General features: G+C 47.1%; 9 protein-coding genes, 1 rRNA gene and 1 other annotated feature. All 10 genes read right to left on the bottom strand.

The window, feature by feature from the left end:
- Positions 1–1,249: 1,249 nt before the first annotated feature.
- The 10 genes from GCWU000325_RS09130 to rrf all read right to left on the bottom strand — a co-directional run bounded on the left by GCWU000325_RS09130 (position 1,250) and on the right by rrf (position 11,592).
- A complete protein-coding gene (locus GCWU000325_RS09130; RefSeq protein WP_006256210.1) occupies positions 1,250–1,711 on the bottom strand; it encodes a gliding motility lipoprotein GldH in 462 nt (153 codons plus the stop codon).
- The gene (locus GCWU000325_RS09125) at positions 1,708–2,862 is read right to left on the bottom strand and encodes a PSP1 domain-containing protein (protein WP_006256206.1); all 1,155 of its coding nucleotides are present in this window, start codon (positions 2,860–2,862) and stop codon (positions 1,708–1,710) included. The genes GCWU000325_RS09130 and GCWU000325_RS09125 overlap by 4 nt, the downstream gene beginning before the upstream one ends.
- A gap of 53 nt (positions 2,863–2,915) precedes the next feature.
- On the bottom strand, positions 2,916–4,037 hold the full coding sequence (locus GCWU000325_RS09120; protein WP_040599780.1) for a DNA polymerase III subunit: 1,122 nt from the start codon (positions 4,035–4,037) through the stop codon (positions 2,916–2,918).
- Positions 4,038–4,240: 203 nt separating this feature from the next.
- Entirely contained in the window at positions 4,241–4,681 is a 441-nt protein-coding gene (locus GCWU000325_RS09115; RefSeq protein WP_006256202.1) for a hypothetical protein, read from the bottom strand.
- Between the two features lie 70 nt (positions 4,682–4,751).
- Positions 4,752–5,603: an ankyrin repeat domain-containing protein gene (locus GCWU000325_RS09110; protein ID WP_006256201.1), complete on the bottom strand. Its 852-nt coding sequence runs from the start codon at positions 5,601–5,603 to the stop codon at positions 4,752–4,754.
- Positions 5,604–5,614: 11 nt separating this feature from the next.
- Entirely contained in the window at positions 5,615–6,475 is an 861-nt protein-coding gene (locus GCWU000325_RS09105) for an ankyrin repeat domain-containing protein (RefSeq protein WP_006256200.1), read from the bottom strand.
- A 38-nt stretch (positions 6,476–6,513) separates the two neighbouring features.
- Complete coding sequence (locus GCWU000325_RS09100; protein ID WP_006256198.1) at positions 6,514–7,341, bottom strand: ankyrin repeat domain-containing protein; 828 nt, start codon at positions 7,339–7,341, stop codon at positions 6,514–6,516.
- A 1,076-nt stretch (positions 7,342–8,417) separates the two neighbouring features.
- Positions 8,418–9,482, bottom strand: a complete 1,065-nt coding sequence (gene buk, locus GCWU000325_RS09090; RefSeq protein ID WP_006256192.1) for a butyrate kinase — start codon at positions 9,480–9,482, stop codon at positions 8,418–8,420.
- 7 nt (positions 9,483–9,489) lie between these two features.
- Positions 9,490–10,398, bottom strand: coding sequence for a phosphate acyltransferase (locus GCWU000325_RS09085; RefSeq protein ID WP_006256191.1), 909 nt, complete (start codon positions 10,396–10,398; stop codon positions 9,490–9,492).
- 1,082 nt (positions 10,399–11,480) lie between these two features.
- Positions 11,481–11,592 (bottom strand): 5S ribosomal RNA (rrf, locus tag GCWU000325_RS09080).
- Positions 11,593–11,712: 120 nt separating this feature from the next.
- Positions 11,713–11,960, bottom strand: a sequence feature (23S ribosomal RNA rRNA prediction is too short).
- Positions 11,961–12,002: the final 42 nt, after the last annotated feature.

Here is a 12,002-nt window from a genome sequence, read left to right as displayed (position 1 = left end):
GTATTGTCGACTTTACACTTTAACCACCTATGTGTGAAGTCCTGTCAGCAATCAGCCCCGGATAACTGACAATTAGCAAGCAAAGAAGAAAATTTGAAGCGAGAATATGTGAAATAAAAAAGTCTACAAAAAATTTTCGCATTCTGATATCGGGGTTTGAAGGACACTATCATCAATTTTTATCTCATACGTGCCTCCTCATTTCAGGGGACAAAAAGGACGAATTTAACCCCTCACCGACCGGCGACCGACTCGACTCATTTTTACATAATGACGAACTCAATATATTGCACAACATCCATCAATGTACCCGTCAAAACGTATGACCTCTTTCCTACAAGCCCAACCATCAATGCCGCCCGCCTCTACTCCACCCATCAAACTTGCACCATATTCCATACTAATCGATTTCTGAACGCTTCCCGCCTAAAATAACCCTATCAAACCTCATACTTACAACATCAAAGATTAAAACATCAAGCCCTCCATCCTATTTCCGCACCCGCACGTCCCCAAACAACCCCATCAAACACGCCCAACATCCCACACAAGCTGACCCGCCAACGATTCCCGCCGCAAATAACCCCATCGGGGTTAGCCTTTTGGCAGGGCAGGGTTAAAGGGCGAAGCGCTTTAATCCTGCCTAACGCATCTCACCTCTGACAACCCCTTAGGGTTGGTCTTTCAAAAACAATCGCAAATGAATACGCAACGAGGAAGGCCCCAAAATTGACGACTGCGAATCGCCTTATTACATCCTAAAACACAAATAGTTGAACCGACGATTTCCCACGCAGGAAGTTTGCGCTCACGAGCGTAAACCTTTTTCATCACGAGCACAAACCTTTTTTATCACGAGCGCAAACCTTTATTGTCGTGATAAAAAACAATATGCCTGAAACTTCGCCACTTTTATGTAAATGCAAAAGGGCGACAAAACACCCCTTGAAAAATAAAATACGGAGCAAATAAAAAGAGATTGAAACAATCGTGTTTCAACATCTTATTATCACACAAAAAAATGAAGCCGAAAAGAGGGCGGAGCGACCTCTTATCAATCACACAAAGGCTGATTCGTTGCCCCAAAATGGGCCTTAGGAATAAAAAACAAGCCGCCGAGGCTCTTCACGGGTGCCGCGGCGATGATGAGTGCGAGAAAAGAAAAGAAATCGGGAAGGGCCGCAAGCACAACTGCCTACAAAAATGCGTAAAACCCAAAATGCGGCGTCCCAAAGCGATACAGAGCGCCTTAAAGACGCTCTAAACGGATGCCGACATCGGAGACGCCGGGCAGCAGGTTGCGCCGCATGATGTGGTGAATCGTAATCGTGCCTCGCGCACCGCGATGAAGCTGAAAGGTATCGACGGGGAAGGAATATTGGTAGACACTTACGCCCTTGCCACTCACATCTCCTTCGTGATCGGTCAGTGAGCAGTAGATCGTATCTGCGTAGCGCGCCTGCGAAAGAAAGCGCGCCTCGATGCTCAGGGCCAGTGTGCGAAACGGATACGGGTAGGCCGACGAGGTGCGCACGCCGATGGTCAAGGCATATCGGCCATCGGCCGGCAGCGAATCAATGGGGAAGATGAGGGTATCGGCACTCTCCCACCCGTCGACGGGCGTAGAGCGATAAGAAAATTTGGCTACGTGGTGGCGATTGCAGGCTACGAGAAGCAGCGAAAGGAGCAGGGCGAAAGCAAAGGGTCTCATGCTTCGGGCTTCTTGCGAGCTTCGTCCTTGCCGGACCGACGCTGGCGATTGCCGGAGCGGTTGCCGTTGTGGCGGCGATGGTCTTTCTTGCGTTTTTTATCAAAGCGCGTCAGGCTATCTTGCTCCAAAAGGTCGGCGGGGCGCGTCTCTACAACAACGGCTTCGCTATCTAAGCGCTCGGGCTTACCGCCTTCTTTGTTGATTCTAATCACTTCGAGCGCGCGTTCGGCAGAAATGACGACGAGATTGGCCGCCAAGCGCTTATCGGTACTATACGTGATCATCCCCGTCAAGATATCGGCTTTATAATAATAGAACGTGGCGTCGGCCGTCTCCAGCGTGACATCGCGCGGTGGGAGTTTCTTGCCGGCATCTATGTAGGTGTCGACCTCATAGTTCATACAGCACTTCAGTTTTGCACACTGACCGGCCAACTTTTGGGGATTCGGGAAAATATCTTGGCAACGTACGGCGGCGGTTGAAACGGAATTGAAGCTCTTCATCCACGTTGCGCAGCAGAGTTCGCGACCACAGGGACCAATGCCGCCGATGCGTCCGGCCTCTTGACGTGCTCCGATCTGGCGCATCTCGATGCGGACGTGAAATTCATCGGCTAAGACACGGATTAGTTTGCGGAAGTCGACGCGGGCATCGGCGATGTAATAGAAAATCGCTTTGTTGCCGTCGCCTTGAAACTCCACGTCGCCGATTTTCATATCCAGCTCCAACTCTTTCGCAATCTGGCGGGAGCGGATCATCGTTTGGTGCTCACGGGCTTTGGCTTCTTCAAATTTTTCCAAATCGCTCGGGCGGGCTTTGCGATAGACGCGGCGTATTTCGTTGTTGGCCTTCAATCCGGCCTTTTTCAACTGGGCCAAAACCAATTGCCCGGTGAGCGTAACGACGCCGATGTCGTGACCGGGATTAGACTCGACGGCCACTTGATCGCCTTTGACGAGGTCTAAATGGTTGTCGTTATGATAATAACCCTTTCGCGTGTTCTTGAATTGCACTTCGACGAGGTCGGTCGTGGCAACATTGCCGGGAACATCTGAGAGATAGTCGTATGTATTAAGTTGCTTGTCCTGACGGCCACAGCCGGAGGCGCTCAGACCTCGAAGACTGGGTTCGGTGGGGTAAAAATCGTCCATTATTTTCTGTCTATATATATATTGTATCGGGAGGGCGTGGGCGCGCTCCTTAGCTATCGAATGAGTAATACGATCAAACGCAAGGCGGTATCAAAGAAAACCATTCTGGCGTTGACGTTGGCGGCAATGTCTCTGCGGGCTTCGGTGAAGAGGGTTAACATGTCTTCGATGTTACGTTCGTTGATGAAGCGGGCAAAGTTGACGGAGAATTCGGCTTCTGCGGCGGTCTCATAATTGAGCGAGGCTTGGCGGAAATTATAAATGAAGTTTTCCCGCACCAGCTTGAGCGCATAATCGAGAAAACGCTTTTGGCGCTCGCGCCCCCAACCGGCTGCGACGTCTGACCAATCGCGCAAATCTTTTACCTTGCGCATATAGCAGAGTCGCATTAGGGTTTTGAAATTTTCGAGCAACATTTCGCCCTCTTCATCCACCCCGATGTGGCGCAAAGCTTGTACGTAACTGCCATTGCTGATATGGGCGATGTCGCGAGCGGCGGTGGGATCAATGTGATTACGCGTACTAAGCTCTTCTTGCAAGAGGCGCTCGGGCAGCAATGGGAAGTCGATGCGCTGCACGCGACTGGCGATCGTCGGCAACAAGCGCTCGGGCGCGTCGGTCAGCAAGATAAAGACCGTCAGTTGCGGCGGTTCTTCGAGGATTTTCAGCAGTTTGTTTTGCACTTCTACCGACATCTTATCGGCCTGCCAAACGATCATCACTTTATAACCGCCCTGATTGGCCACAAGACTCAGCTTTTCTATGACGGCATTGCTATCGGCTACGTAAAAAGTGGGTTGCTGATTCTCCACTTGCAGCGCTGCCAACCAATCTTGGTTGTCGAAGTAGGGGGAAGTCAAGAGGCGCTCGCGCCACGCTTCGAGATAGGTATCGCTCGAACTTGTACTGCCTTTTCGTATCGTGGGGAAAATGAAATGCAAGTCGGGATGGGCGTAGCGTGCAACCATCTTGCAGCCCGCACAACAGCCGCAGGGATCGCCCTCGGGCGTCCTGTTCGTGCAGAGCAGAGACGAAGCTAAAGCCAAAGCCATCGGGAGCTTGCCGACACCTGTGGGGCCGCAAAACAACTGCGCATGCGGCACGCGACCTTCGACGACTTGCCGCCGAAGACGCGCTTTAATCGCTGCTTGCCCGATTACGTCGTCATATTTCATGCTTTCTTCTCGCCTGCACTTGGAAGGAAGGAGGGGCGTTGGCAGATCTACTGCATCTTGACTTTGCGCCGACTTCCTCTCTGAAAGTGCAAATTTAACGAATGCCAATGAATTGCAGACGGATTTGCGCTGAAAACAATTACTTATGCGTTCGGCGCGAGCAAGCAAGCCGATCTATAAAGCACGTAAAGACAAGCTGTGGCCTACAAATAAGCCAACGTGAACAATCTGCTCCGCATGGAAGGAATAGACTTACACACCTCAAGGCCCATCAAGGACAAAGCGGTCAAAACGAGAATACCAGCGCAGAACCATCCGTAGGCGACAGACTTTATCACGGCTTGAAGAACAACAAACAACAAACTAAAATAAGGTAATACGCGATAGCTTGCCACCTCCCACCGTTTACACAATAACGTGGGCTGTATATATATCGTATCTTTATCTTCTTGATACGTGAAAGAGGCAAGCGTCTGCGAAATCATACCAAGAGCTTTTAATTTAATCTCTATACGATCGCCTTCTTTAGCATCCATCTCGCAAAAATCTTTCTGTATGGGGCAAATAATTATTGGTCGCGCATTCTTGAATACCACGACTCTTGTGAGCATATTTTCAAAGCCCCGATTTACAATAATCTTCATCTGATAGAACGTGAATTGTCTTTTTATGGAATGCAACAAATATTGTCTTGAGGAAATGAGCGCCAAGGCTTCATAAAAACCTTTTACTCTTCGGTTGTTGCTTCTCGCTTTTGATTGAATCGCTCTCTGTCTTCGGGCGATAAGGAAACTTCACCCCACGCTGTTCAAGCCGACGCTTTACTTCCAGCGCCATCTTGCCATGCTCACTATTAACATCAAAGCCCTTATCGAAATATCTTTGTACGGATGCAGCAACGTGAAACTTAGGATCATCACCGGCCAAGGGGTCTGCGCCAAGGTCCATCAGGAAAAGCACCATACCCCATTTGTAAATTAGCGCTTGACCACATATTGCAGGCGTCCCCGTTTGACTATTATTGAGGTTTAAGCCCTGCTCTACTAAATATTTTATTTTCTCTCTACCCTGCCGTTTGTCTCGCAGAGTAGCCCAAATAGGGTTCGTACTCGTAGTATCATTGACGTTTGCACCATATTTTATGAGTAGCTTCATATATTTGATATCAAAGTATTTATGGCTCGCATACTCAAGACAAGTGGCATCAGTCTGATCATCGCTATACCCTTTTTTATGATACTCCGGATTGGTATAGAACTCACTATGAACATTAGGATCTGCACCGTGCTTCAACAGCAGCTCCATCACATCATAATTGTGATTCAGCAGCGCATAATAAAGGAAGGTCATACCGCCTTTACTGACGTGGTTCAAGTTGATTCCTTCCTTAATCAATTTTCGTATGGCGCGAGGCTTATCATTATAAATGGCAGTAGCCATCTGCAGCTCCACCCCATCAGGAAAATAAACCTCCGGCTCAGGAGCAGAATGCTTATATCTATTGAATATCAAATTACAACTACTTAAGCATAGAGATATAAGCGCTAAAGCAACTAACTTCTTCATTTTCTACGTCATTATTTTCTTCTCCTTACATAGAACGATTCCTTCGGCTGCTTCTCGCTTTTGATTGAATCGCTCTCTGTCTTCGGGCGATAAGGAAACTTCACCCCACGCTGTTCAAGCCGATGCTTTACTTCCAGCGCCATCTTGCCATACTTACTATTAATATCAAAGCCCTCATCGAAATATTCTTGTACAGATGCAGCAACTTGAAAGTCAGGATCATCACCGGCCAAGGGGTCAGCGCCAAGGTCCATCAGGAAAAGCACCATATCCCATTCGTAAGTAAGCGCTTGACCACATATTGCAGGCGTCCCCGTTTGACTATAATCGAGGTTTAAGCCCTGCTCTACTAAATATTTCAGCTTTTCTCTGCCATGGTTTTTATCTCGTAGAGCGCCCCAAATAGGACCTATACTCGTAGTATCATTCACGTTTGCACCATATTTAATGAGCAGCTTCATATATTTGATATCAAAGTATTTATGGCTCGCATACTCAAGACAAGTGGCATCTGTCTGATCATCGCTATACCCTTTTTTGTGATACTCAGGATTGGTATAGAACTTACTATGAATATTAGGATCTGCACCGTGCTTCAACAGCAACTCCATCACATCGTAATTGTGATTCAGCAGCGCATAATAAAGGTAGGTCATACCCCCTTTACTGACGTGGTTCAAGTCGACTCCTTCCTTAATCAGTTTTTGTATGGCGCGAGGCTTATCATTATAAATAGCAGTAGCCATCTGCAGCTCCAACCCATCAGGAAAATAAACCTCCGGCTTGGGAGCAGAATGCTTATATCTATTGAATATCAAATTACAACTACTTAAGCATAGAGACATAAGCGCTAAAGCAACTAACTTCTTCATTTTCTACAAAATTAAAAAATTATTTTCTTTACACAAAACTATTCCTTCGGTTGCCCCTCGCTTGGGGTCGAAGCAGCCGGCTTCTTAGGAAGATAAGGAAACTTCACCCCGCGCTGTTCAAGCCGACGCTTTACCTCCTGCGCCATCTTGCCATTCTCACTGTTAGGATCAAAGCCCTCATCATAATATTGTTGTACGGATGTAGCCACATTAAACTTAGGATCATCACCGGCCATAGGATCTGCGCCGAGGTCTAAAAGGATAAGCACCTTATCCCAATTATACAGGTTAGCCTCACTACTTATTACCGTTGCCCCGGCTACACGTAAGTTTATATTAGCACCATGTTGTACCAAAAACGCTACTTTCTCTTTCCCTTGCAATTCGTCGTCTATCGAACCGGCTAAAGGACTTATATAAGTAGTATCATTGACATTTGCACCATATTTTACAAGTAGCTTCATATATTTGATATCATAAGCCCGCCGGCCGCAATATGCCAAACAAGCACCGTTATCATCGCCATATCCTATTTTATGATACGCAGGATTGGTATAGAACTCACTATGAATATTAGGATCTGCCCCGTGCTTCAACAGCAGTTCCATCACCTCGTAGTTCTTATTCAGCATCGCATAATAAAGATAGGTCATACCGCCTTTACTGATATGGTTCAGATCGATTCCTTCCTCAATCAAACTTCGTATGGCGCGAGGTTTATCTTCATAGATGGCCGTGGCCATCTTCAGTTCCTGACCATCGGGAAAATACACCTCAGGATCAGGAACAACCTTATAACGGTCAGCTATAAAGTCACAACTTACTAATAATAGAGCTATAAGCGTAAAAGTAATAATCCGTTTCATATAGAATAGAGTGATTCTGCGTAATGAAACCCGTCTTTGATCATTGATGTGAAAGAAGTGTATGCGGTGCACGCTACCTTTACGAATTTTAGGGGCGAGCCAAAAGCCCGCCGCGCTTTGATCGTTGACTTTTCTTTGCTGCAAAGGCCATCCGGCAACTGTAGATCTTTCCAAATTCGGTTGATCACCATATCGTCTACTTCCACTTTTCTGCAAAGATACATAAAGCTGCCGCCTGTTTAGGGTATAGGTCTCTTTTTTATAAGCATAAAGTATTTGCCGGACGCGAATAGAGGGTTCTCATCGCCCCGAGTTACGAAACGCCGTGTTCGTGTGTTTATAATCTGTTGCATAGCCGGAGGCAAAAAAAGCGCATAGATCATCCACGGCACTTATGGGCGGCGTGTCGAAGAAGTTTCTTGGGCGGCTCATTATCGCATAGGTCCCTTCGACAAGCAGGCAATAGCGATCATAGAAGGTTTTCGGAACAACCTTCAGCTATTTGAGCCAAGCAGTTTGCAGCCTTTTATTCCGCCTGTGCGCAGTCTCGAAAAAAGAGCTTAAGGAAGTGCTGAAACTTTCATAGGTGACTCGAAAAACTTTCATAGGTGATCGGAAAAATTGTCTCCTATGATCGAAAAAATTGTCTTATAAGACAATTTTTCGTCTCTTATAGGAAAGTTTTTAAGCTCTATATATGTCTGATAATCAGTAGTTATTTTGGCCTACTTCAATGCCTTTTCTGTCTGTATTTGAAGCATCTTGACGCCTTTAGCTTAGGCGCGGCGACAAAAGAGAACAAGATTGAGACCAAATACCATAGAAAAAAGCGCAAGAAAAAGGAGTTGCAAGAAAACAATGTGGCAAGCAAAACTATGAAACGTACTGAATTTCAAGTCTGTTAAAACTGATCGGCAGCCAAAACTTAAAACGATGCGCGCCTGACGCGCAGATGAATCGGCACAAGCGTAAACACAAAAAAAGCGCCACACCCTTTCGGGCGCGGCGCTTAGCTTATCTTCCTGCTGACCAAACAGGATAAGTTGGTCGCACAGGGAGTTCTGCACCATAGGTGCTTATACGTATTCTTTTACTTCGCGACGACCGGTCAATACGGCCAAGGCATTTAAGGCCAAAGCTTCCATTTCATCCTCACCGGGATAAACATAAACGGGAGCAATAAATCCTACGCGACGCTTAATTTCTTCAACCAAATAACGGAAATAAGCAATACCGCCGGTAAGAATGATGGCATCCACCTTTCCGCAGAAGAAAGTCGACAAACCGCCGATGCCCTTAGAGATCTGGTAAGCCAAAGCATCGATGTAGAGCTTAAATTTCTCATCGCCTTCAGTCATGCGGCGCTCCACCTCCATCATATCATTCGTACCAAGGTGAGCAGCCAAACCGCCGTGACTCTTAATGATGTTCATCACCTCGTTTTGCGTATATTTGCCACTGAAGCAAAGGTGCACAAGGTCGCCTGCAGGAAGCGTTCCGGTACGTTCGGGCGTAAACGGTCCATCGCCATCGAGCGCATTATTCGCATCTACGGCGCGTCCGTGCCGGTGTGCGGCCAATGAAATACCACCACCCATATGGCAGCAAACGAGATCCAAATCTTCGTAGCGCGTATTGTGCTCCTTGGCAAAGCGGCGAGCCACTGCGCGTTGGTTCAAAGCGTGCCAAATAGGCTCGTGCGGCATCTCAGGCAAGCCACCGATGCGCGCTATGTCGTCAAGTTCATCTACGTCGCCCGGGTCAGCGATAAACGCACGGCAGCCGGGAAACTCTTTAGATATAGTCAGCGCCAATGAGCAACCTAAGTTGCACGCGTGGCGGCGCACAGCCTTAGCCACATCATCGAGCATCAACTGATTCACCTCGTAAACACCGGCTTCGATAGGCTTACCCAAGCCACCACGGCCCACGATAGCATCAAATTCGAAAGGTATGTTTTCTTCCTCAAGCGTTTTCAATACAACTTGCTTGCGAAACTCAAACTGCTCCATAAAGTCCTTGAAAGGCGCCAACTCCTCGCGAGTGTGCATAATCTTCTTTACAAGAACCGCTTTCTCGTCGTTATAAACCGCGATCTTAGTTGAAGTAGACCCGGGGTTGATAGCTAAGATTCTCTTCATAATATTATCAGATAGTAGTAGCAGCCAAAGCGAGGCTATAATATTTTGTATCTTCGTTGTCGCTGCGCGAAGTCACCACAACAGGCACATCCGTTCCCTGAAGTGCAGTAGCCACCTTCGCTTTGCAGAAAAGCGTAAGCGTCTTATAGAACGTGTTGCCGGCTTCAATGTCGGGGAAGATCAAAGCATCTGCCTGCCCTGCGATGGGCGACTGTATGCCTTTCGTCTCCAATGAAGAAGCGTCGAGTGAGGTCTTTACATCGAGCGGGCCGTCAAGTACGCAATCGCCAAACTCGCCGTCTTTGGCCTCGCGAATCAAATCGCCGTAAGCCACTGTATAGGGGAAATATTTTGCATTCACCTCTTCAGAGCAGTGGATCAAAGAAACGCGCGGCGTCTCGATGCCTAATGCGTGGCACATACGCACTACGTAGCGAATCTGCTCGCGGCGTTGCTCCTGTGAAGGGAAAGGAATCACAGCCGGATCGGTAAAGAAAACCAACTTAGGATAACCCGGAATCTCCGTAGCTGTCACGTGCGTCAGCACACGGCCTTTCGGCAGAATACCGTGCTCTTTATTCAACACGGCGCGGAGCAAAATATCCGTATTGATCAAGCCTTTCATCAGCAAGTCTACCTTACCTTCGCGCGCCAGAGCCACAGCCTTTTCCGCTGCGTCCTGCTTATCCGTCGCATCAATAATGGAGAAATGATCGTTTAACGACTGTAGATCAGCACAAGCTTCCACTTCTGCGCGGCAGCCCACGAAAATTACTTCTACAAAGCCTTCTTTGAGCGCACGCGCTACGGCACTTAACGTTGCTTCATCTGAAGCACAGACTACGGCCACGCGTTTGCGTTGCCCATGTTGAGAGAGACGAGATACTAATCCCGCAAAATTATGTATGCTTTCCATAACAGTTTTAGAATTTGAGGGCGAAGATAAGTAAAAGATGTGAGATTCCACATTGCACACTTAGGAAAATATTGAGTAGCTCCCTATTTTTTATCAACAAAGATGCTTTTCCAACTCGCCTTCTTTTCTTTCCGTCAAAAATATTGGTCAATTCTTCTGATTACCAACTAACCTACCTAACAATTGGTACACAAACAGAAAACAGCACAACGCATATTTATATCTTATAAAACAAGTTGAGAGCCACGAAAATAGAATAATCCGCACGACTGACGCAAAATAAGCACATTAAATATATACGACATAACCAAACTGACCAACGCAAACTGGCAAGAACGCATTAAAAGAAAAGGAAATAGGGAAAACACGCTCGCATTTTCCCTAAAAGATCTTGACCGGACGCTATTCCGCACACACAAACTCCTACCACGCATATCTTTTCTCGTGAGAAAAGCGTCTACCTTCACGAGAGGAAATCCGAACGCTCATAAAAGAAAAAATCTACCATCGTAAGAGGAAACCCTCATTTCCCGCCTAAATCCCCCAAAGAGCTTGCCCTGCAGACTTTCCGTCCCATCTTGTAACAAGAAAGCCGTGTTTTACGCCACCTCGTGGCATATACAAGGAATGGAAAATCAATACGGAAGATCTAAAATGAGGACTGCCAATTCAGAGAAGACCAATATGGTATTTCATCATACAACTATCATTCGCTAAGAACCGTTTCATATGGCTCGCAAACCAGGGCATAAGCTTGATTAAGTGGAATAGACTTCGTACAAAATAAAGGCGGAAGGTTTAAGAAAACCATCTTCCCGAATGGGCATCCGTTGATATTCACTTCACTTGAATGAGGCTAACCAAAGCCGCTATAGGCGATAGTACAAAAAGGAAGAAGCACAATTAGAACTAATACTATAAAAAGGGAGCAAAGCTAATCTGCGGCACAGGGTGCGTAGCCGACAACCGAAAGGAGCGCAAACGCAGGCGGAATGGATAAGACAATAAAACAAGCATACGGGTAAGTATACAAAAAAAGATCCGTCTCCAAGTCATATCGATCTGGAAACGGATCTTAATAAAATAGGCAGCTACCTACTCTCCCACCTAATCGGCAGTACCATCGGCGTAGACGGGCTTAACTTCTCTGTTCGGGATGGGAAGAGGTGGAACACCGTCGCTTTGGCCACCTGAATAATTCAGACATATTCAAGCGTACGACAACAAACAAAATTCTAATTACTTGGATAGATCAGGTATCAAAACAAAGAAATACTGAAGCATATTCCTATATCAACCGATCGGACAAAAGTTTCGGGCAATTAGTAGTGCTCGGCTTTGGCGTCGCCGCCTTTACACCTGCACCCTATCAACGTCATAGTCTTTGACGACCCTATAAGGAAAACTTATCTTGCGACAGGCTTCGCGCTTAGATGCTTTCAGCGCTTATCCGATCCGGACGCGGATACCCGGCGATGCGGCTGGCGCCACAACCGGTAAACCGGAGGTCCGTCCGGCACGGTCCTCTCGTACTAGTGCCGGAGACGCGCAGTTTTCCTGCGCCCACGATAGATAGAGACCGAACTGTCTCACGACGTTCTGAA

This window comes from Alloprevotella tannerae ATCC 51259 (genome assembly GCF_000159995.1).
Lineage (GTDB): Bacteria > Bacteroidota > Bacteroidia > Bacteroidales > Bacteroidaceae > Alloprevotella > Alloprevotella tannerae.
This window is presented reverse-complemented; position numbering and strand designations above follow the sequence as displayed.